21 protein-coding genes are annotated in these 23,243 nt (G+C 28.7%); 9 read left to right on the forward strand and 12 right to left on the reverse strand.

The features are described from left to right. Nucleotides 1-10 precede the first annotated feature (10 nt). Complete coding sequence (locus tag C4S77_RS00355) at nt 11-1,483, forward strand: SusD/RagB family nutrient-binding outer membrane lipoprotein (RefSeq protein WP_105245232.1); 1,473 nt, start codon at nt 11-13, stop codon at nt 1,481-1,483. Between the two features lie 323 nt (nt 1,484-1,806). Here the strand turns inward: C4S77_RS00355 and C4S77_RS00360 are convergent, their stop codons facing one another. From C4S77_RS00360 to C4S77_RS00380, 5 genes are read right to left on the reverse strand one after another with little or no spacing between them, the layout of a single operon-like run. Next, nucleotides 1,807-2,340, reverse strand: coding sequence for an adenine phosphoribosyltransferase (locus C4S77_RS00360; RefSeq protein WP_105193794.1), 534 nt, complete (start codon nt 2,338-2,340; stop codon nt 1,807-1,809). 30 nt (nt 2,341-2,370) lie between these two features. Beyond that, nucleotides 2,371-3,513: a hypothetical protein gene (locus C4S77_RS00365; RefSeq protein ID WP_105245234.1), complete on the reverse strand. Its 1,143-nt coding sequence runs from the start codon at nt 3,511-3,513 to the stop codon at nt 2,371-2,373. A gap of 32 nt (nt 3,514-3,545) precedes the next feature. Beyond that, nucleotides 3,546-4,364 (reverse strand): 3'(2'),5'-bisphosphate nucleotidase CysQ family protein, encoded by an 819-nt coding sequence (locus C4S77_RS00370; protein ID WP_105245236.1) that lies wholly within the window; start codon nt 4,362-4,364, stop codon nt 3,546-3,548. Beyond that, nucleotides 4,364-5,110 (reverse strand): deoxyribose-phosphate aldolase, encoded by a 747-nt coding sequence (deoC, locus tag C4S77_RS00375; RefSeq protein ID WP_105245675.1) that lies wholly within the window; start codon nt 5,108-5,110, stop codon nt 4,364-4,366. Before deoC ends, C4S77_RS00370 begins: the two co-directional genes overlap by 1 nt. A gap of 23 nt (nt 5,111-5,133) precedes the next feature. Beyond that, a complete protein-coding gene (locus C4S77_RS00380) occupies nt 5,134-5,607 on the reverse strand; it encodes an Lrp/AsnC ligand binding domain-containing protein (protein WP_105193797.1) in 474 nt (157 codons plus the stop codon). Between the two features lie 186 nt (nt 5,608-5,793). Here C4S77_RS00380 and C4S77_RS00385 point away from each other — a divergent pair, with 186 nt between their 5' ends. Together C4S77_RS00385 and C4S77_RS00390 are read left to right on the forward strand one after the other, a co-directional pair. Further along, nucleotides 5,794-6,864 carry a TerC family protein gene (locus tag C4S77_RS00385; RefSeq protein WP_105245238.1) on the forward strand — a complete coding sequence of 357 codons (1,071 nt, stop codon included), beginning with the start codon at nt 5,794-5,796 and terminating at the stop codon, nt 6,862-6,864. A gap of 25 nt (nt 6,865-6,889) precedes the next feature. Further along, the gene (locus C4S77_RS00390) at nt 6,890-7,861 is read left to right on the forward strand and encodes a deoxyhypusine synthase family protein (protein ID WP_105193799.1); all 972 of its coding nucleotides are present in this window, start codon (nt 6,890-6,892) and stop codon (nt 7,859-7,861) included. 143 nt (nt 7,862-8,004) lie between these two features. On the opposite strand, the gene C4S77_RS00395 is transcribed toward C4S77_RS00390, so the two are convergent. The 4 genes from C4S77_RS00395 to C4S77_RS00410 form a co-directional block, all read right to left on the reverse strand. Continuing rightward, entirely contained in the window at nt 8,005-8,556 is a 552-nt protein-coding gene (locus tag C4S77_RS00395) for an RNA methyltransferase (RefSeq protein ID WP_105245240.1), read from the reverse strand. Between the two features lie 240 nt (nt 8,557-8,796). Then, on the reverse strand, nt 8,797-9,564 hold the full coding sequence (locus C4S77_RS00400; RefSeq protein WP_105245242.1) for a class I SAM-dependent methyltransferase: 768 nt from the start codon (nt 9,562-9,564) through the stop codon (nt 8,797-8,799). A 13-nt stretch (nt 9,565-9,577) separates the two neighbouring features. Beyond that, entirely contained in the window at nt 9,578-10,396 is an 819-nt protein-coding gene (gene map, locus C4S77_RS00405) for a type I methionyl aminopeptidase (protein WP_105245244.1), read from the reverse strand. Then, complete coding sequence (locus tag C4S77_RS00410; protein WP_105245246.1) at nt 10,393-10,836, reverse strand: BT0820 family HAD-type phosphatase; 444 nt, start codon at nt 10,834-10,836, stop codon at nt 10,393-10,395. The genes map and C4S77_RS00410 overlap by 4 nt, the downstream gene beginning before the upstream one ends. A gap of 236 nt (nt 10,837-11,072) precedes the next feature. On the opposite strand from C4S77_RS00410, the gene C4S77_RS00415 reads away from it, so the two are divergent. Beyond that, entirely contained in the window at nt 11,073-11,624 is a 552-nt protein-coding gene (locus tag C4S77_RS00415) for a DUF4136 domain-containing protein (RefSeq protein WP_105245248.1), read from the forward strand. A 56-nt stretch (nt 11,625-11,680) separates the two neighbouring features. Here the strand turns inward: C4S77_RS00415 and C4S77_RS00420 are convergent, their stop codons facing one another. Genes C4S77_RS00420 through C4S77_RS00430 form a run of 3 tightly spaced genes read right to left on the reverse strand, consistent with a single transcriptional unit; the run spans nt 11,681 to nt 16,273 of the window. Further along, nucleotides 11,681-12,814 carry a PepSY-associated TM helix domain-containing protein gene (locus C4S77_RS00420; protein WP_105245250.1) on the reverse strand — a complete coding sequence of 378 codons (1,134 nt, stop codon included), beginning with the start codon at nt 12,812-12,814 and terminating at the stop codon, nt 11,681-11,683. Between the two features lie 23 nt (nt 12,815-12,837). Then, nucleotides 12,838-13,914: an alpha/beta hydrolase gene (locus C4S77_RS00425; protein WP_105245252.1), complete on the reverse strand. Its 1,077-nt coding sequence runs from the start codon at nt 13,912-13,914 to the stop codon at nt 12,838-12,840. Between the two features lie 28 nt (nt 13,915-13,942). Then, the gene (locus C4S77_RS00430) at nt 13,943-16,273 is read right to left on the reverse strand and encodes a TonB-dependent receptor (protein WP_105245254.1); all 2,331 of its coding nucleotides are present in this window, start codon (nt 16,271-16,273) and stop codon (nt 13,943-13,945) included. A 222-nt stretch (nt 16,274-16,495) separates the two neighbouring features. Here C4S77_RS00430 and C4S77_RS00435 point away from each other — a divergent pair, with 222 nt between their 5' ends. The 5 genes from C4S77_RS00435 to C4S77_RS00455 all read left to right on the forward strand — a co-directional run bounded on the left by C4S77_RS00435 (nt 16,496) and on the right by C4S77_RS00455 (nt 23,196). Continuing rightward, the gene (locus C4S77_RS00435) at nt 16,496-18,160 is read left to right on the forward strand and encodes an amino acid permease (RefSeq protein WP_105245255.1); all 1,665 of its coding nucleotides are present in this window, start codon (nt 16,496-16,498) and stop codon (nt 18,158-18,160) included. Between the two features lie 17 nt (nt 18,161-18,177). Continuing rightward, a complete protein-coding gene (locus tag C4S77_RS00440) occupies nt 18,178-19,851 on the forward strand; it encodes an amino acid permease (RefSeq protein ID WP_105245257.1) in 1,674 nt (557 codons plus the stop codon). Between the two features lie 185 nt (nt 19,852-20,036). Further along, entirely contained in the window at nt 20,037-21,632 is a 1,596-nt protein-coding gene (locus tag C4S77_RS00445) for an aldehyde dehydrogenase family protein (RefSeq protein WP_105245259.1), read from the forward strand. 345 nt (nt 21,633-21,977) lie between these two features. Next, nucleotides 21,978-22,898 (forward strand): DnaJ C-terminal domain-containing protein, encoded by a 921-nt coding sequence (locus C4S77_RS00450; protein ID WP_105245261.1) that lies wholly within the window; start codon nt 21,978-21,980, stop codon nt 22,896-22,898. 10 nt (nt 22,899-22,908) lie between these two features. Further along, entirely contained in the window at nt 22,909-23,196 is a 288-nt protein-coding gene (locus C4S77_RS00455; protein ID WP_105193812.1) for a chaperone modulator CbpM, read from the forward strand. Nucleotides 23,197-23,243: the final 47 nt, after the last annotated feature.

Below are 23,243 nucleotides of genomic sequence, written 5' to 3' on the forward strand. Positions count from 1 at the left end.
TATAAAATTTATGAAAAAAATAATTCTAATACTATTTGCAATTTGCCTAACAAATAGTTGTGTTAATGATTCTGAAGATTATCACGAAGATCAAAAAAAACCTTATCAAATTCCTTCTCAATACTTATTTTCTCAAGCTGAAAAAAGCTTAGTTGATAAATTAGTAACTCCTAATTTTAATCGAAATGTTTTCAGGTTTTTACAACAATATTGGACAGAAACAACTTATTATACTGAAGTGAAATATGATTTTGAGAATCGAAAAGTTACACAAAATTTCTGGAATGGTTTATATTTAGATGTATTAGGCAATTTGAATGATAGCAAGAAAATTATTGAAGCCGAGCAACCTAAAATTACTGCTACTGCAAATGAAATAATTTCATTTAATAAAATAAAAATTAATAAACTGGCTATAATAGAATTATTAAATGTTTATACCTATCAAATATTAGTAGATACTTATGGTAATATCCCTTATAGTGAAGCTGGATTTCCCTTAGAAAATATTAATCCTAAATATGATGATGCTGAAACTATTTACATTGATTTAATAACTAGAACTGAAAAAGCTATAGATAATTTGGATATTTCTGAAGCCAGTTTTGGAAAAGCTGATTTTCTTTATGGAGGTAATATTACTAAATGGAAAAAATTTGGCAATTCTCTTCTTATTAAATTAGGGATTGCTTTAGCTGACCAAAATCTTACTTTATCTACACAAGCTGTAAACAAGGGTTTTTTAGGAGGAGCAATATTAAGTAATGATGATAATGCTAAATTTAATTATGATTCTAATTCGCCAAATTTCAATCCTTTATATGATAATTTATTTGCAAGTAATAGAAATGATTTTGTTGCAGCAGATACATTTGTTAATTATTTGAATAAATTAAATGACCCTAGAAGAGAAGTTTATTTCCAATTATATAATGAAAAAGATAAAAATGGAAATATTATTTCTAGCTACTATAAAGGAGGAAAATTTGGCTCTCCTGGAAATACAATAAGAAATTCATCTAAAATTGGATTATTTGCCTATACTTCCACAACTCCGGGAATATTATTTGAGGCTAGTGAGATTAATTTTTATTTAGCTGAAGCTGCTGCTAGAAATAGTGGTTACATTGTAACCGGAGCAGAAAATTATTACAATAATGCTATTACAGCTTCTTTTGAATTTTGGAATGTACCTATAGGTAATTATTTAAGTACAGTTCCTTACAATGCCTCAAATTGGAAAGAATCTATAGGAATGCAAGCTTGGATTGCCTTATATAACAGAATTGAGTCTTGGAACACAAAAAGAAGACTGGATTATCCTATTTTACACGTATCCTCTTCTTCTGTTTTACCTGAAGTACCAGTACGTTTTAGATATCCAATAGATGAAAGAACTGTTAACTCTGCTAATTATTCTCAAGCTGCAGCTGCTATTGGAAAAGACGATTATAATATTAAAATATTTTGGGACAAATACTAAAAAACTATATACTTAGTTAATTTTATATAGAAAAAAGGAAGCTCTGTTATTTTACAGAGCTTTCCTTATTATAAAACGTAATATCTTTTTTTAAACATTCAAATTTCAATAAGTAAATATTCTTAGTCTATCTAAATATTAAGTTATCTAAACAATTAATCTAAGCTTATCTCTATCTTAATTTGTTATTAAACCTTTATTAATTAAACACAGGAAATAGAAAATAATATTAATAATAAAAAACACATAAATAAACTTTTATCTGTACATATTTTTTATCTTTAAAAAATTTAAACAGATTCTGTTGCTTAAATAATATATTTTTATTTATATTCTAGCAAAATCTGAATTTCTTTAGTATATTTTTCTAATTTTTTCTTTCCATCCAAAGAATCTAAAGAAATTAAAAAGCTAAACTGACTTGCTTTTGCACCACAATTTTCTACTAATTGAGCACATGCAGCAGCTGTTCCTCCAGTAGCTAATATATCATCATGTATCAATACTCTTTGATTAGGTTTGATATGATTTTTTTTTATTTCAATTTCGGCTGATCCATACTCCAACTCATACTCTTGAGATATAACCGGAGGTGGTAATTTACCAGCTTTACGAATTAATACAAACGGAATGTTAAGCTCTTTTGCTATTTGGGTACCAAACAAAAAACCACGACTTTCGATTCCACATACTACATCTATCTTACCTTTACTAAACTCTGCAAATGATTTTATAATTTTAGTACATAAATCAGGATTTAAAAATATGGGAGTTATATCTTTATAATGAATTCCTGCTTTAGGAAAATCCTGAATCTTATCTATACATGAGTCAATTTTCTTACTTAATTCTTTCATTAAACTATTTTTTTAATATATATTAAAAATCTATTTCCAAGTGTCTTCTTTGATTTCTTTAGTTTCAGTATCTGTAATAAACCAATTATCCTTGTCTTTTTTTAATATAAAATTTTGTTTTAATGTTTTAACTTTTCCATTTTGATCTTTAATTTGATACAACGCAAAAATTGTTATTTTATCTCTAGAAGTATTTATTACCTCTGTCGTAAGCAAATTGGTAGCTTCAACTGTTCCAAATCCATTAGAAGTAGAAGCAAATTTCTCTTCAGTATCCCACTTAGGATTTTTAGTTAAACTATAAGCTTTAGAATAATTTTTATTACCAATATATTGAATAAAACTTTTAACATTATCTACACTAACCTGATTGTTTATTTCATCTTCCACAGAGTTTGTTACTTCTTTGGTTTTACTTAAATCTATAGGTATAGCTTTCAATTTACCATACAGATACTTTTCTCCAGCATTTGCTTTTATCTCTACATCTACCCTTGCATCAGACAATTTATTCTTATCAAACATATTATAAGGAATTTTAATTCCTTTTTTTAATGAAGGATTTCCTGCTTCTGATGAGGTTATTGTTTTTTTGGTAACATAAACTACTGTCCCATTATTTATAAATGAAATAGATAGTGACAAAGGCAAGTTATCATAAGTTATTGAATTACCTTCTTCATCTACTAATTCAGGATATAAATAAAAACCATCATTATTTTCCACATTATTACTTACAGGAGAAAAATGTAAATTTATTTTAGTAGCAGCTTCTATTTGTTTTAATTTTTCTTCTTCTAAAGTCATAGATTTCAGCTCTTCATCGAAAACAGAACTATCTAAGGTATTCATAGATGTACTAGACCAAGAAATTTTATTTTCTTTGGCAACCTCTTCTGCAATATCGAAAATCTGATCTGCATTTTTCCCATTTAATAGTTCATATAACTGTTCCCAACGTTTAGTTTCATCTGTTCCCTCTGTCCTGAACTTATAAATTAATTTTATTGCTTCTTGTATTTTATCTTGTTGTAATATTGTCAATTTGGATGAAATTGACTCTATACTTTTATTAAAATTATCTTTAGACGAACCATCTACTGTTGTATATTCTTTTTTACATGAAATAAAAAAGAAAAATAAAACTAATACTAATCCAAATCCTTTTTTCATAAATTATCAATTCTTTTTACTGTAAAAATACATTAAATATTTTTTATGATATATCCTGAAATTTTTAAAGTTTCTATATCATTATAAGTTACCTCCTTTTGAGAAGCAATATCTATTATTTTTAACCCGGCATATTTAGCTATAGCATGCCCCCCAGCAATGTCCCAAAAATTAACAGGACTTAATCTGGCATATTCATTAGCTTTACCTTCGACAACCCACCCTATTTTTATAGCACTTCCCATTTGAATCATTTGTACTTCTTCATGTTCTCTCTCTAATTTTTGAAAATACTCTTGGTCTAAATTACTGAAATGTGAACGACTCGTTAAAAATATATAGGGATTTAACGCAGGTTTTACAGGCAACTGAATAGAATTTTTCATTATTTCTTCTACTATATTTTCGCTATCTAAAAGAGAATATAAATCTTCATATACTCCTTTCCATTTAAAACTTCCAATTCCTTCTGCAGCAAAATAAAATATATTCATAGAGGGAGCTGCTAATACTCCTAACAAAGATGTTTCATTTGTTAATAAACCAATGGATATACAATATTCATCTGTTTTATTTACATATTCTTTGGTTCCGTCTATAGGATCTATACACCAATATCTTTTCCAATTTTTACGTTTTTCTAATGTATCTTTTTCACTCTCTTCACTTAAAATAGGAATATCTGTAGGTAAAATATAACTGGTAATAATTTCATTAGCTTTTAAATCCCCTGTAGTGACAGGAGATTCATCTTCTTTTAAAGATACTGTAAAACCTTGTTCATAAATTTTTAGTACTTCTCGTGATGATTCTATAGCTGCTTTTATTGCTATATTTAATAAATTAATCATTAGTAAGTAGAGTTAGTAGATTTATTTTCTGATAAAGCTTTTGCTGAGGAAGTTCCTATTCTTTTTACTCCCATTTCAATCATTTTTACTGCTTCATCATATGTACGAACTCCTCCTGCAGCTTTTACTTGTAAAGGTTTGGAATATTTTAGCATAATTTCTATAGCATGAAATGTAGCTCCGTTGGGTTTTCCATCTTCTGTCTTATAAAAACCTGTAGAAGATTTCACAAATATATTCTGAAAATCGATGGGTTTAAAGTTTTCCTGAGCCCAAGATGAAAAATAAGTACAAATTGTTTGTATTTGCTCATCTGAAAGGGCTGCTATTTCTATAATCCATTTAACAACTTTCCCTTTATTTAATCCTAAAGTAGTTCCTTCAATAAATTCTTTTTTCACTATTTCTATTTCACCTTTTTTAAAGGCCTCATAATTAACAACATAATCCAATTCATCCACACCGTCTTCTATTGCTTTTTTAGCTTCAGTCAATTTGTCTTTTATAGAATAAGTTCCCTCATGAAATCCGATTACTGTACCTACTTTTACTTCTGAACCAAATTTTGTAATTATTTCTTTAATTCTTTTAACATAATTAGGACGAATCATTACTAAATAAAAATGATTATTGATGGCTTCTTCAGTAATTTTTCTGGCTTCCTCAAAATTTTGTTCTTCAGTTAAATTACTTTGAGATGGTAATTTAAGGTAAGTAGAATCTAAATATTTTTTAATATTCATAATCAATTATAATTTTATTATTTAATTTATGGCTTAATTTGTCGTGAAATACTTTGTTCTAATGAAATTATGGTTTCGGTCCTTTCAATTCCTTTAATTTCTTGAATACCATTTCTTAAAACGCTCATCAAGTGATCATTATCCTTACATAGTATTTTTATAAATATTGTGTAATTCCCGGTAGTAAAATAAGCTTCAATAATTTCAGGAATTTTTAGCATATCATTTATTGCATCTTTATAATAGACAGATTTTTCAAGGAAAACACCTACATAAGCAGTGGTTTTATATCCTAAAGCTTTATAATTTAATAATGTAACTGTATCTCCAATAATATTTGCATTTTCTAATTTTTTTATCCTTTGATGTATAGCTGTGGAAGAAACCCCTACTTGTTTGGCTATTTTTGAAATTGAAGTTTTTGAGTTTTCCATTAGAGCTTCTAAAATAATTTTATCAATTCCATCTAACTCTACGGTATGTAAATTTGATACTCTCACTTTTTTGTACAAAATTACAAATACTATTTTAATGTATGAACATTATAAAAATCATCTTTTACTCTTTATTTTTTTCAAAATATGAAGTAAAAAATCTTTTTTTTTTCGTTTAAGTAACAATATTTTAATTTTGACATCTTACTCAAATTAAGTACCTTTGGCTTCTTAAAAATCGAGATATATTCCATGCAGGACAATATGCTAAATCATCCTTTGTTAATTACTATTTTTGTAATTTCCATTCTTGTAATGTTAATTTTAGATTTAGGAGTTCTTAATAAAAAATCTCATATTATTTCTAATAAGGAGGCTGCAATTTGGTCTGTAGTATGGATTTCTTTATCCATGTTATTTAGCATTGTAATATATTTAGTATTTAAAAATTCTGACGGACAAAAGTTTGCTCTTGAAAAATTTTCTCAATTTCAGTCAGCATACTGGATAGAAAAAGCTTTATCTGTAGATAATTTATTTGTTTTTATTATGGTTTTTGGTTTTTTCAAAATACCTAAAGAATATCAACATAAAATTTTATTTTGGGGAATTTTAGGCGCTTTACTTTTTCGCGCTATCTTTATATTTTTAGGGGTAGGTTTAATTAATAAAACTTATCTTCCGCCTTTTTCAATCGGAGATTTTCATTTTGTTCTCAATCCTAAAAATGCAGAACATGCTAATTATAACGAATTTTTATTTTTTAGACCTAATATTATTTTAACATTATTTGGCTTTTTCTTGATTTATGCAGGAATTCATTCCTGGTTTTCAAAAGATGATAAAGCCGATGATGAAAAGAAAGACTTAAACGAAAGTTTAGGTGCTCGTTTTGTAAAACGTTTTTTCAAAGTTACTCCAGAGCTTGATGGAAGTAGGTTTTTTACAGTAAAAAACGGTTTAAAAATGGCTACTCCGTTATTTACATCTTTAGTTATTATAGAATTTACAGATCTTATATTTGCTGTTGATTCTATTCCTGCTATTTTTGCTGTAGCTCCTAATGACCCATTTATATTATATACTTCAAATATTTTTGCTATTTTAGGGTTACGTTCTCTTTATTTTTTACTGGCAAATTTTATGTACATGTTTAGTAAATTAAAGTATGGATTGGCCATTATCTTATCTTTTATTGGTATTAAAATGCTTATATCTCCGTTTTACCATATTTCATCTATAACCTCTTTAATTATTGTGGCCGGTGTATTGGTATTATCTGTAGTTGCATCATTAATATCACCTAAAAAAAATAAAAATTAAATAAACTTTTAAATATTTATTTATTATGAGTAAACCTATTTCGGAATTTATAGAAAAATATTTTTTACATTTCAATTCTGCTACTTTAGTAGATGCTGCCAAAGGATATGTAGCTCATCTTAAAGATGGAGGAAAAATGATGATTACTATGGGAGGCGCAATGAGTACAGCGGAGTTAGGAAAAATTTTAGCTGAAATGATCCGTCAGGATAAAGTGTCTATTATTTCATGTACCGGAGCTAATCTGGAAGAAGATATAATGAATTTGGTAGCTCATTCTCATTATAAGAGAATTCCTGAATATCGGGATTTAACTCCACAACAAGAATGGGATTTGCTAGAAAATCATTTAAATCGTGTTACTGACACCTGCATCCCTGAAGAGGAAGCTTTCCGACGTTTACAACAACATATTGAAAAAATATGGAAAGATGCTGATGAAAAAGGTGAAAGACATTTCCCTCACGAATATATGTATCAGATGTTGCTATCCGGGGTATTAGAACAATATTATGAAATTGACCCGAAAAATAGTTGGATGTTGGCTGCTGCCGAAAAAAATTTACCCATTGTGGTTCCCGGATGGGAAGATAGTACTATGGGTAATATTTTTGCTGCTAATGTAATTAAAGGCAATCTTAAGGCATCTACTATGAAATCCGGAATTGAATACATGATTTATCTTACTGAATGGTACAGAAATAATTCTGGAGGAAAAGGGGTGGGATTCTTTCAAATAGCAGGTGGTATATCTGGAGATTTTCCAATTTGCGTGGTTCCAATGATGTATCAAGATTTAGAATGGGAAGATGTACCATTCTGGAGTTACTTCTGTCAAATATCTGATTCTACCACTAGTTATGGTTCATATTCCGGTGCTGTACCTAATGAAAAGATTACTTGGGGTAAGTTGGATATAGATACTCCTAAGTTTATTATTGAAAGTGATGCTACTATTGTAGCTCCCTTGGTCTTTGCCTATATTTTAGAAATGTAATTTTATTTATTCTTTATATTAATTAAAAAAGCTGAGTATTAATACTCAGCTTTTTTTGACAAACTAGATTTTATTTATCTTAAATATAGAAATTGAGATTTTTTGCTTGAAAAATGGTTAAATATTTAGTTTCTAAAAAGTTTTTAATTTTTTATTAGTGCTCTATACCACTCCCATAGTACAATTCCTGCACATACGCTTACATTAAGGGAATGTTTGGTTCCTGATTGGGGAATTTCTATAAATAGATCAATCAATTCTAATATATTTTCACTAATTCCTTCCACTTCATTACCTAAGATCAAAGCATATTTTTTTCTTGTTTCAACTTTATATTCCTGAAGATAGACACTATCCCTTACCTGCTCTACCCCTACAATAATATAACCTTCTTTCTTTAAAACACTTATAAGTTCTTCTATAGATTCTTTATGCTCCCAATCTACACTTTCTGTAGCTCCTAAAGCTGTTTTTTGTATCTCTCGATGAGGTGGTTGAGGGGTAATCCCACATAGATAAATTTTATCTATAGAAAAAGCATCTGAAGTTCGGAATACAGATCCTACATTATGCATGGAACGTACATTATCCAATAATACAACAACTGGTATTTTATCACTTTCTTTAAAAACTTCTATGGTTTTTCTATTTAATGCTTCTAATTTTAATTTTTCCGGCTTTCTTTCTATCTCCATTATTAAAATTTAATATTTATATTCCATTTATATATAATTCTAAAAAAAACTACTCGATGTTAAATTCACAACTCCAAACCTCTAACTCCTAGCGCTTTATATCCCAAAATATCTATTAAGCACTTTTACTCTTTTATGTTCTTAGATTTTTTTCTATAGAATTACACTACAAAATATTCCAATTATTCTATTTTTAATTTTTTCATGTTAAAATATAATTTTTCACCCAATTATTTATTTTTAAATTTTTCTTACTACAGGAAGAATTTCATTTTTTGAAAGAGCATATCTTTCTATTTCATCTTTTGATAAGATATTATAATATTTTATTTGTTCTACCATAAATCCTACTTTTTCTAATCTTTTAAAATAATCTAATCCATACCAACGGACATGATCGTATTGTCCAAAATGTTTTTTCCTTTCATCTCTGTCTGTGATGGAAAAATCTTCATAGGTCTTTTCCAAATCATATTTCATCGGAACCTGAAATATACCCCATCCGCCAGGTTTCATTACTCTATATAACTCAGACATAGCTTTTGCATCATTTTCAATATGTTCTAATACATGATTACAAAATACTACATCAAACTCATTATCATTAAAGGGTAGGTTTAATATATCTGCTTTTACATCTACAATAGGTGAGTATAGATCAGATGTGATATAATCCAAATTTTTAAGAGCTTTGAATCTTTTTAAAAAACATTGTTCTGGTGCTATACTTAAAACTTTTAATTTATCAGTAAAAAAAACTGTGTCTTTTTGCAGATATAGCCACATTAATCTATGCCTTTCTAATGATAATGTTCCCGGGGCTAATGCATTTTCACGTGGTTTTCCATATCCATATGGAAGAAATTTCCTATAAGTTTTTCCATCGATAGGGTCTGTAAACTTATCTCCTTTATAAAACCATGAAAAAAATGGTGCAAAAAAATAACTGAATTTAATGAGTATAGGCCTTGGTATTAAATTCAAAAAAAATTTAAATATTTGCTTCATTTAAGAATTAAAACTAAGAATGTAGAGATTTGTATAAAAATTCTTCTTCTTCATTTGAGGAAATTCCTAGGGCTTCATATATATATTTGTATGTAGATAAAAGTTTAGGTAAACCATCTACTACTGCCACATCATGTTCAAAATGACAGGATGGCTTATTATCTCTGGTTGTAACCGTCCAACCATCATTATGGAACTTTACTTTATAAGTTCCTTGATTAATCATAGGTTCTATAGCTATTACTAATCCTTCTTCTATTTTAGGGCCACTTCCTTTTCTGCCATAATTAGGAACCTGAGGATCTTCATGCATATCTTTTCCTAATCCATGTCCAACCAGTTCACGAACCACTCCATATCCAGCATTCTCACATATTAACTGAATGGCAAAACTGATATCTCCTATTCTATTCCCTGTCTTACATTTTTTTATTCCTGAATACAAGCTTTGCTTGGTTATTGTCATCATTTTTTCAATTTCAGGATTAATTTCACCTACTGAAAATGTGTAGGCTTGATCTCCATAAAATCCATTTTTTAATGCACCACAATCTATAGAAATAATATCTCCTTCTTCTAAAGGCTTATTATTTGGGATACCATGAACTACTTGATCGTTGGGAGACATACATAATGTATTGGGAAAATCATACATACCAAGAAATCCAGGAATTGCATCATGGTCTCTTATATATTCTTCTGCTAGTTTATCTAAATGCAAAGTAGTAACTCCTGGCTTTACTTCTTTAGCAAGCATACCTAAAGTTTTAGAAACAATTTGTGCACTTTCATACAACAAATCAATTTCTTCTTTTGTTTTTAATTTTATCATGATTTAAATATTCTTGAAAAAAATCCTTTATCTTTTTTACGTTTCCTTTTCGAATATGCTAAAATTTCTCTATCTTCTATTCCAAACTCTATTTTTTCAACTATAATCTGATATACTTCTCCCCAACCTGGAAAGCCCCCCAAATTCCTATCATCAATAAAATAATCGGCATTTATTTTCCTGCTTTGCTTATTTTCTTCAAAAACTTCTCCTTCAAAACTTGAATTTATTGCATAAAACTCTATACCTTTCTTTTTACAGAATTCAACAGCTTCTTGTAATTTATCTCCATTCCTATAAGTCCATAAAATAAGTCTATAGCCTTTTTCTTGTAATTTTTTCATAGATTCGAAAGCAAAAGCCATAGGTTTTCCTATTTCAGGATATTTATCTTCAACTATAGTACCATCAAAATCAATTGCAATGATCTTATTATTCATAAACCAGAGAAATTAGTTATTCTTACAAAGTTACTATTTTTCACCTTTATCTCTTTCGAATTTAAGTATTTTATCACTATTAATAACTATCTAACAATACCTTTTTTCTACACAGTATTTTTATCCTGCTTATATTTATATTTTATCATTTTAATATTTTTTGATCTTTATGTAACTTTTGGTATAATATTCGATATTTGCCTAATTATATTAATCAAATTTAAAAATATTTAAATATGAAGTTTAATTTTAAACTCTTTACCTTATTGGGTATATTCTTAGTATATACCAACTGCTCTATCACTACTTCTTATGATTATGATAAATCTGTAGATTTTTCTCAATATAAAACTTTCAGTATTTATCAAAATGGTATAGACTCGTTAAAACTAAATGATTTGGATAAAAATAGAATTGTAAGGGCAATTGTCGGTCAACTTAAAAGTAAAGGTCTTACTGAAGCTGAAAGGGGTGATTTAACTGTAAATGTTTTAGCATCTTCTAAAAAAGTGGTTAATATTGATAATGACCCTTATTGGGGTTCTCCCTGGGGATGGGGATACGGATGGGGTTATGGATGGAACGGTTCTAGCACTGTATATGAAACCCGTGAAGGTAAATTGACTGTACATTTAGTAGACACTAAAAAAAATGTCTTAGTTTGGGAAGGTATTGCTGATGGGCTTAATGTTAGCAATGTAGCTAACAAGGAAGAAGAAATAGGAAAAGCTATGCAAAAAATATTTACTTATTATCCACCTAAAGAAAAAAATAAATCCTATTATTAAATTAACACAAAAATCTCAAAATATAAATTTTGAGATTTTTTATTTCATCTTTTGTTTTATTTAAATTTCCGTTTCTTAAATTTTTTCCCATACCATATTAAAAAACCTGTTAAAGGTAAACTAGAACCAATGATTCCCACTATAAATGTTAAAATTTTCCCTATTTTTCCCATCCAAGTTCCCATATGTAACATCATATTTAAATTTTCCACTTGTATTTGTTTTTGTATAGGCTTGGGAATTAATATTTCTTTGTCAGTATATTTATTATAAATTCTTAATTTAGAATTTGAAGTTGTTTTTAAATATATGTTTTTAGCTGATGTAAGCATAAAATAACCTATAGAATCAAAATTATAAACCTGTCCCTGTATAGCTTCAATCGTAGGATCAGAAATAAATATTTTATCTATAATTTTATCGAATCCAATAAATTTTTTAGAAAAATCCGATTTGGGAAGAGTAGTCATCCACTCATTTGTGGGATCTCCTCCAAATAGCTTTACAGTTACATTTGAAAGTGGTTTAAATGCTATAATTAAGCCTGTTATGACAAGAATAATTGAAAAGATAATAGTGTAAAACCCTAATACATTGTGCAGATCTAAATTTAATCTTCTCCATTTCGCTTTCCATTTTATTTTAAAATTTTTATCACAATTAGTCTTCGTCCATTTTTTAGGCCACCAAAGTATAAGTCCTGTTATTAATTCTAAAAGAAAAATAATACTTGCTATATCTACAATCCATTCTCCTGTTTTTCCTAATAATAATGATGCGTGTAAATGTGCAGTAACGAAAAAAAACATTATGGTATTATCTTTTCCGATAATTTTTCCTGTATATGGATCCAAAAAAACATTAATCAGCCCTTCTTTAGGATTAAAAAGTAAAACTTTAACAGATCTTTTTTTATCTCTGTAGATAACAAAATAGGATAGCTTATAATCTGGAAATTCTTTTTGTGCCTTTTGTAATAGTTTTTCAATAGATATTTTTTCTTCTTTTAGATTTTTTACATATAAATAGTGACGAGCATTAAAATCAATTACTTCATCGGATATAACTACTACTGTACCTGTAATACATACAAAAAAGAGAATAATTGATGATATAATTCCAGGCCATAAGTGTAACCAGGAAATAGTTTTCTTAAATATTGTTTTTTTATTTTTAGCAATTTTCTTCAATTATAAAATATCTTTTATGTCTTTTATTGAGAATTTTCTTTTTGGCTTTGCTCTATTTTAGCACGAATTTTATCTGTAACAATATTCCCAGGATAATTTTTAAGATTGTAATCAATAATTTTAGAGGCTGCTTTCATTTCTCCTATCGAAAGAGAATATTCTGCAAGATTATTTATTAAAGTTTCAGAAGGAAGAAATTCAAAATTTAACTGTTCTGATAATTGTTTATAATATTTTTCAATAAGGTTAGGGTCTTGTGGTATTTTTTTTACAGGTAAGGTTATCCCTTTAAAAATAAATTTGAATGCATCATACATTCCTGGCATATTTACAGTCCCATGATCTTCTTCGGGATAATATTTCCATTTACTTCGTAAATTATTACGTGTAGATGTATCTAATAGATCTGTACAAAAAAGCCTTATAGCATCAGAATGTTCATCATTGGCCTTAGTTTCTTTTTTAGCCATTGCTATAAATAAATTAAATCCTTTTAAGTTTTTTTTTTCTAATAGCTCCTTGGCATCTTTATATATTTTTTTATTATCCCACCATATGCTGGGATCTATTGCTACGTATGATTTAAATGAACTTGAATGATGGACAAATGTATTCAACACAAACAATCCTCCGAATGAATGTCCTACTATAATATTATATCCATTGGTACGGTAGGTTTTCTCTATATTCTGTTTCAATTCTTCAATTAAAAAATTATAAAAATTCTCTGCTCCACCGCTATTTTCAAAAAATACTTTTCCATCTCTTTTTAGTGAAGATTGAGTCGGAGTAAGATCTCTTGTTCTATCGGTATTTATAATTCCTACAATAACAGATTCCGGCATGTAATTATACATTCCTTTAGTAAAAGCTTTTTGAATTGCTACCAAAGAATAAAAATTTGATTCTCCATCTAATAAATATATTACCGGATATTTTTCTTTTTGAGCCTCATATTCCGGTGGGAGATATACCCAATACTCCCTGTTTTCTTTTAATATTTGAGAATAAAAGGAATATTTTTCCCCGATATTTATTTCATCTTGAGCATATGTTAGGGAAAAAAAAATAATATTAAAAATTAATGCAATTTTTTTCATTAGTTAGCTAATTTTATACTGTATTTCATTAAAGTTTATAAATCAATGAAGCTAAAAATTGTCTAGGTTTCTGTGGTTGCCCCCAATAATTACTTGTCCAATAAGTTTCATTGGTCAGGTTATTCATCTTTAATGAAATTTTATATTTGGAATGAGTATAAAAAATACTTGCATCAAGTGTTGTATAACCGGAAATAACGAATGTATTGGCATCATCCCAAAAACTTTTACCTATTGAGTTTCCTCCTATTCCTATTCCAAGACCTTTGAGTTTTGTTTTTGTTAAAGTATAATCTGTCCAAAAATTAAATGAATTGTATGGGGTATTATATGGATGTTTACCTTCTACTGATGCATTAGCCTTTACATATCGACTATCATTATAACCATATCCTACAATTAAATTCCATCCTTCTAATGGTATTGCTTTAACTTCTATATCTACACCTTTGCTTTTTCTTGTTCCGTCCTGTACTGTATAAGTATCTATTCCGTCTGAAACAGTTCTTAGAGAATTTTTAACCTTTATGTGGTAATAACTTAATGTGGAAACTATACGGTGTTCAAAAATATCTAATTTTATACCTCCTTCCCACTGATTAGCATGCTCGGGTTTATAACTTTTTTTCTGCCCTACAGGTGAACCTGTATCAACGACATTAGTAAATCCGTCCATATAATTTCCAAATAAAGAAACTTTATCTTTAAGTATCTCATATACAATACCAAATTTAGGTGACCAAGAGGTCTGATCATCGTCATAATTATATGATTTCATATCTAAATAATCCCCTCCTTTTGCTTTATAATAATCCATTCTTAATGATAACAAAAAATTTAATCTATCTTGTATTTTTACTACATCAGAAACATAAACACCTAAAATATTATGTTTTCTAAAATATTCTGCAAATGGATTAACCGCTCCTATTAATGAATTATATTTATCAACTGAAAGGGACAAATCGGGCTGATTTACATTTATTATATCATAAATTACCTGCGACCTTTTATCTTCTGTAGTATAATATAAATAGTCAATTCCTGAAAGGAATTCATTCTTCACTTCACCAAAATTAAATTTTCCAAGTACATTCTGTTGTACATTATATCGGGTAAATGTACTGGGAACTTTCATAATTCGTCTTTGTACATTCTCATTATCTGTGAAAGTAAGGAATAAATAATTGGCTTTATTTTCAGATTTGGAGAAGGAAAATAAACTCTGAGAAGTCCAAGAATCTGAAATCTTATATTTAGCCTCTATAAAGGCATTAAAAATATCTGCTTCGCTAACTAAATTCTTATTAGATAATGATTTTTTTGGATTATAAGGTAAATCTTTAAATGTATTTACTGTTACCCCGCTCCCTTTTGTGTAAAAATTTGTATTCCCTGAAGTATGATAAAGTTCAAAATCTAAATTAAAAGTTAAACGATCATCTACTTTATAGGTAAAACTAGGGTCTATACTCCAGGTTTTCCTCCCTGAATAATCCTGAAAAAAATCTTCTGTATGATATACGGCATTAATTCTAAATAAAACTGTGGAATCTTTTACAGGAGTATTAACATCAGCAGTAAAACGGGATAATCCCCATGAACCAGTGGTATAATCTATACTCCCACCAAAATTTTGATAGGGTTTCTTTGTTATTTTATTTATCATTCCCCCATAAGAGATCACGGAACCGAATAAAGTACCTGAAGGTCCTTTGACAACCTCTAATCTTTCAACATTTACCATATCTGTTAGAGTAGCTGAATTTGTAGAAAGTCCGTTACGTAGTCCTATATCAGTACTGAATCCTCTCATCATAAGATAAAGCCCAACTCCTCCTGATCCCGGTCCTTGTACGGCATTACTTCCTCCCGGAACATTTTTTAATGCTTCTTCTGAAGTAGTTACAATTTGATTGCTCATAATTTCTTTAGAAATAACTGTATAAACTTGAGGATTTTCTATATTTTTTAAGGGCATTTTTGCAACATATTCACTATTGCTTTTAATCTTATCCCCTTCAACTACAACTTCTTCAATCTCCTTTACCGTAGATTTTTCTTCCGTATAAATTAAATTATAAACTTTAGCATTTTCTAATTTAATTTTCCCATCATATATTATTTTATCTTTATCTGAAACTTTTATATTATATTCTCCTAAATTTAAATTAGCTATTTTAAATTCTCCTTCTTTATTACTATAAACAATAATAGTAACATCTCCTTCGATCTTTATCTCACTTCCTTGTACAGGTAGATTATTAGATGTTAAAACCCGACCTTCTATTGATGCCAATTCCTGGCAGTTTACCCATAAAAATAAAAATGAACAAATGAGGCATAAAAAAACTTTCATAAAATATCTCTTTTAATTTGTTGATAACAAACTTATAAATTTATTTAGAATAATTATAAATAAATATGAGATAAATTTATTAACAAACATGATTAATATCATATTAATGAAAGTAAAAATAAAAATCTAAAACAACATAAGATTTTAATGAAGTAATGAAAAGATATTTTTACTTTTGCATTCGATATTATATACTTACATATAAAATATAAAAAACCCGGAATGAATTTTAACTCTCTTTTTCGAAAAAAAAACATTTCTGATTTACAAGATATTACTCAAAATTCTCAGCTAAATAAGGTATTATCTGTTAAGGATTTAACTTTTTTTGGAATTGCTGCTATTATAGGTGCCGGTATTTTTAGTACTATTGGTAGAGCTTCTTATGAAGGAGGACCTGCTATTTCTTTATTATTTATTCTTGTGGCAGTTGCCTGCATTTTTACAGCATTATGCTATGCACAATTTGCTTCAATGATCCCAGTAAGCGGTAGTGCTTATACATACGCTTATGTTTCATTAGGTGAAATTTTTGCCTGGACCATTGGTTGGGCTTTAATCTTAGAGTATGCTGTATCTAATATAGTTATCGCTATTTCTTGGTCTGGTTATTTTATATCGATGTTACAGGGTTTTGGCATTCATTGGCCTGATTGGTTATCAATAGATTATTGGAATGCTCACAGAGCATTCATTGAAAGTCAGACACATCCATTAACCGTTTCAGCTAATGATCTAAAACTTTCGCAAATATATCAGTCAGCACCTGAAATTTCAGGAATAAAAATTATTTTTAATCTTCCTGCAGGTTTAATAACTCTCTTAGTTACTGCACTTGCTTATGTGGGTATAAAAGAATCTACACGAATAAGCAATATTTTAGTTTGGATAAAACTAACAGTTATTATCGGAATTATTTTCATTGGTGTTTTTTATATAAAACCCGAAAATTGGTCCCCTTTTTTACCTAATGGATTGGGAGGAGTTATGGGAGGAGTAGCTGCTGTGTTTTTTTCATTTATTGGTTTTGATTCCATCTCCACGACAGCTGAAGAAGCCAAAAATCCTCAAAAAGATTTACCCAGAGCCATGCTTTACTGCATTATTATATGTACCGTTTTATATGCAGGTATAGCTTTAGTTTTGACAGGAATGGTTAATTATAAAGAACTAAGGGTAGATGACCCTTTAGCTTATGTTTTTGGAAAGATCGGAATGAATTTTATTGCCGGAATTATCTCCGTAAGTGCTGTTATTGCCATGACAGGGGCTATTCTGGTTTATCAAATTGGACAACCCAGAATATGGATGACAATGAGTCGTGATGGTTTACTCTGGAAACCTTTTGGAAAAATCCATAAAAAATATCATACTCCCGGTTTTGCAACTATTATTGCGGGTTTTTTCGTTGGTATTCCAGCTATGTTTCTGGATATGCAAATTGTAGTAGACCTGACAAGTGTAGGTACTTTTTTTGCTTTTATCTTAGTTTGTTCCGGAGTTTTATATTTAGATCATAAGAAGCTTTCAAAACAAGCAAAATTTAAATTACCTTATATTAACGGAAAAATTTTAATTCTTTTATTTTTTTGTATTGGCTTTACTTTATTTTTGACTCAAACTGATTTTCATAAAATTTTAAAAGAAAAACCTTTATTATCTATATTTTGGATTGTATGGTTGGGCTTATCTATTGCTTCTTTAAAATATAAATTCTCATTAATACCTATTTTAGGCATTTTATTCAATTTATACTTAATGACTGAACTTGAATGGTCAAATTGGGGAATGTTTATTATCTGGCTTTTCTTAGGTCTTAGTATTTATTTTTTATATGGAAGAAAAAATAGCAAATTATCTAGACTAATACAAACTGCTAAAAAATAATTATATCCTTAATTTCAATGAATTTACAATCATTATTCAGACGTAAAAAATTATCTGATATAGAAACTGAAAATTCAAAAAATTTTCAATTACATAAAGTTTTAGGGGTAAGAGACCTTACATTTTTAGGTGTAGCAGCAATAGTAGGTGCCGGAATATTCAGTACTATTGGCCGTGCTGCATATGAAGGAGGCCCTGCCGTATCTCTTTTATTTATACTTGTAGCTACTGCCTGTATCTTTACAGCCTTGTGTTATGCACAATTTGCTTCAATGATCCCCATAAGTGGAAGTGCATACACTTACACTTACATATCTCTTGGTGAAATATTTGCCTGGGTAATAGGCTGGGCTCTTCTTTTAGAATATGCGGTATCTAATATGGTAGTAGCAATAGCTTGGTCTGAATATTTTACTACTATGCTTTCCGGATTTGGTATTCATTGGCCTGATTGGCTGGGGATTGATTATAGCTCTGCAAAAGAAGCATATAATCAAATACAATCAGGTACATTTAAAAATTCAATTCCCGATACCGTAGCTAAAGCAGCATACACTTATAGTAATGCCCCTCAAATCGGGGGAATAAAAATATTATTTGATTTACCTGCCGGACTTATTACCTTGTTTATCACTTTTATTGTTTATATTGGAATCAAAGAATCTAAAAACTTAGGAAACTGGTTGGTAATATTAAAATTAGGAGTTATCATTCTTGTTATTATAGCCGGATCATTTTTTATTAAACCAGAAAATTGGTCTCCTTTTTTACCAAATGGTTTAGGTGGTGTAATGGGGGGAGTTGCTGCCGTATTTTTTGCTTTTATTGGCTTTGATTCTATTTCCACAACAGCAGAAGAAGCCAAAAATCCTCAGAGAGATTTGCCTAAAGCTATGATATTTTGCCTTATTATCTGTGCTCTTTTATATGTTATACTTTCTCTAGTTTTAACAGGAATGGTTAATTATAAAGAATTGAGAGTAGATGATCCTTTGGCTTATGTATTTGGAAAAGTAGGAATGGACTTTATTGCCGGTATTATTTCTATAAGTGCAGTAATTTCAATAACCAGTACACTATTGGTATACCAAATTGGACAACCCAGAATATGGATGTCTATGAGTAGAGATGGACTATTGGGTAATAAATTTAGTTCTATTAATAAAAAATATAAAACTCCGGGGTTTGCTACAATTCTTACAGGAATTCTAGTAGGAATTCCTTCTATGTTTTTAGATATGCAATTTGTAGTAGATCTCACGAGTGTGGGAACTTTTTTTGCTTTTATTTTGGTTTGTTCCGGTACATTATACCTGGAAAACAAAGGAGAAACAAATAAAGCTAGATTTAAAATACCTTATATTAACAGCCAATATATAACCGGAATTTGTTTTATTATTTGTATAACTCTTTTTATTACTCAAACTGAGTATATGAAAATAATATATGAAAAACCTTTATTATTCATATTTGCATTAGTGTGGTTTGGATTATCTATTGCTTCTTTAAAGTATAAATTTTCACTTATTCCCATCCTTGGTATTTTATTTAATTTATATCTAATGACTGAACTGGGATGGTCAAATTGGATCATGTTTATTATTTGGCTACTTATGGGATTAATAATATATTTTATTTATGGGTACAATAAAAGTAAATTAAACCCTAAAAACCAAATCAAAACGCACTAATAATATAAATTAACTAATAAATCAATATTTTCACTAAACAACTTTCGTTTTCTTTCCTTATTAATTAAAAGTATTTTTTATTTATAAATAATAAAATTATATACAAATAAAACGAAACTATTGTTATATTTGTACAAACTAATAATTTTAAATATAAACCATTTAAATAAAGATACATATAAAAAATGACTTCAAATAACACTTCATTATTTCCGAAGATAAATGAAATACCTGAAAAATTTCGATTAGATAAAATCGTAAATCAAACAAAAATTTTAATAAATGGTGAATTTATTGAATGGAAAGGACCTTTTCAAGATGTTTTTTCACCGATTTATATACAGTCCGAATCTACTAATTCTTTAGAAAAATTTAAAATAGGCAGCTATCCTATTGCTACAAATAAGGAATCAATCAGGGCTTTAGATGCTGCAACAAAAGCATTTAACGGAGGAAAAGGTGAATGGCCTTCCATGTCTGTAAATGATCGAATAATGGCAATGGAAAATTTCATTCATAAAATGGAAAGCCAACGTGAGCCTATTGTAAAAATGATTATTTGGGAAATTTGCAAAAGTGTAAAAGATGCGGAAAAAGAATTCGATCGCACTGTAGAGTATATAAAAGATACCATTATTGCTCTAAAAAAAATTGATAAAGAATCCTCTCAAATAAAAACTGTAAGCGGAGTATTGGCTCAGGTAAAAAAATTACCTTATGGAGTGGTACTATGTATGGGACCTTATAACTATCCTTTAAATGAAACTTTTGCTACTTTAATACCGGCATTATTAATGGGCAATACGATATTATTTAAACCACCAAGACAAGGAATTTTATTGTTTAGTTATTTATTGGATGCTTTCAAAGAATGTTTTCCTCAAGGTGTAATCAATACTTTATATGGTAGAGGACGAGATGTCACTCCTGTTTTAATGCAATCAGGAAAAATTGATGTATTAGCATTTATAGGCTCTAGTAAAGTTGCAAATGGTATGATTAAAGAATCTCCATTTGCTAATAGTTTACATGCTGTATTAGGATTAGATGCAAAAAATGCAGGAATTATTGATGAAACTGCAAATATTGATTGGGCAGTAAATGAAGTTATACAAGGGGCTTTTTCTTTTAATGGACAACGTTGTACGGCTTTAAAGATTATTTTTGTACATAGTTCTATCGCTGATAACTTCAACAAAAAACTTTGTGAAGAAATATCAAAACTTTCTGTAGGGATGCCTTGGGATAACAATGTTTTTATAACCCCGGTAGCTGAACCTGAAAAACCTGAATATATACAAAAATGCATTGATGAGGCAATTGCTAATGGAGGGGAGATTATTAATAAAGAATCCGGAGGAGGAATAATTAACTATTCATTAGTTAACCCGGCAATTATATATCCGGTTAATGAAAAAATGAATTTATTATATAATAAGGAACAATTTGGTCCTATTTTGCCCATTGTTCCTTATTACTATCCTGAGGAACCCATAGATTATATAATTAAATCTAATACAGGACAACAAGTTTCTATTTTCTCAAACAATACAGAAAACATATCAAACTTCATTAAATCTTTACGTTGCCAAGTTGGTAGAATCAATATTAATTCTCAATGTCAAAGAGGACCTGATGTGTTCTCTTTCAATGGACGTAAAAATTCAGCAAAAGGTACACTTTCCATTACAGAAGCACTATATGCTCTTTCGATAGATTCTGTAATAGCTACAAAAGATAATGATTTTAATGATAAGTTAATCAGCTCGATTCTTAAGTAAAATCATTCATTTTTAAATTCAACTTTATCAAATGGGAGTAGTTTTTGCTACTCCTTTATTTTTTTTCATTTATTATAATTCTTATCCTTAAATCTATACAACAGAAATAACACAAATTATTTTGTACAAATAAACTTATTGATTGAAAAGGTTTATAAAAATTATATGGTATCTTATCTAGTAAAAATAAGAACTTTTTACATATAATTAAGAGGCCCTTCTTTTATATATTTTTTACTTTTATTATATTAAATTTTATATGACAAAATGATAATTTTTTCATATTTTGCATTAAAATTGATATACTAAAAATATCGTAACCCAATTAAAAGAATTAATTAATATATGGCATTTATCGACTATTATAAAGTATTAGGATTAGATAAAACTGCTTCTCAGGATGAAATTAAAAAAGCCTTTAGAAAACTGGCACGAAAATATCATCCTGACCTTAATCCCAATGATAAGGAAGCTAATATGAAATTTCAACAGATTAATGAAGCGAATGAGGTTCTAAGTGATCCCGATAAAAGAAAGAAATATGACCAATATGGCGAAAACTGGAAACATGCGGAACAATTTGAACAAGCACGTCAACAACAAGGAAATTCCGGTGGAGGTCAATATTATTATGATAACTCAGGACATCCTTTCGAAGGATTTTCTCAGGGTTTTGGTACTGAAGATTTTTCTGATTTCTTCAGTGAATTATTCGGCAGCCAGGGAAGAAAAAAAGGAGGTAACCGAAGAAGTTCCCAATATAAAGGTCAGGATTATACTACCGAGCTACATCTTTCTTTACGTGATGCTGCTTCAACTCATAAACAAACTCTGAATATAAATGGAAAACAAATTCGTATTACTATTCCGGCAGGTATTGCAAACGGGCAACAAATTAAATTAAGTAAACAAGGGGGACCAGGTGTAAATGGAGGTCCTAATGGTGATTTATATATTACTTTTGTAATTAGCGAAGATCCTAATTTCAAAAGATTAAACAATGATTTAACCACAATAATATCGTTAGATCTCTATACAGCTGTATTAGGTGGAGAAACTACTATTAACACCTTAGATGGTAAGGTAAAATTAAAAATAACTCCCGGAACTCAAAATGGTGCTAAAGTGCGCCTAAAAGGAAAAGGATTTCCTATTTACAAAAAAGACGGTGAATTTGGAGATTTAATAGTAACATATCAAGTTAAAATTCCTACCCATTTATCGGATAAACAAAAAGAATTATTCAAACAATTAGCTGAATCTTAAAAAAACTATCATGGCAAACAATGTAATTACTATAAAAGAATATTGTACGTATTATGAAGTAGAACCGAATTTTTTAGAAGAATTGTCAGAAATGGGGCTGCTTACTATTGTAAAAGAAAAGGAAGAAAGTTATATTCCTATTGAGGAAATTCCTCAATTAGAATCTTATAGTCGTATGTTTTATGATTTGGATATTAACATGGCAGGGATAGATGCTATACATAATTTAATCAGTCGAATCAAAGTTTTGCAAAAAGAATTAACAGATCTTCAAAACAGAATTAATTTTTATGAATAAAATTTAAAGTATATTTTTATTTTTTAAAATGGATATTTGAAAACATA

Source organism: Apibacter adventoris, from assembly GCF_002964975.1.
Classification (GTDB): Bacteria; Bacteroidota; Bacteroidia; order Flavobacteriales; family Weeksellaceae; genus Apibacter; species Apibacter adventoris.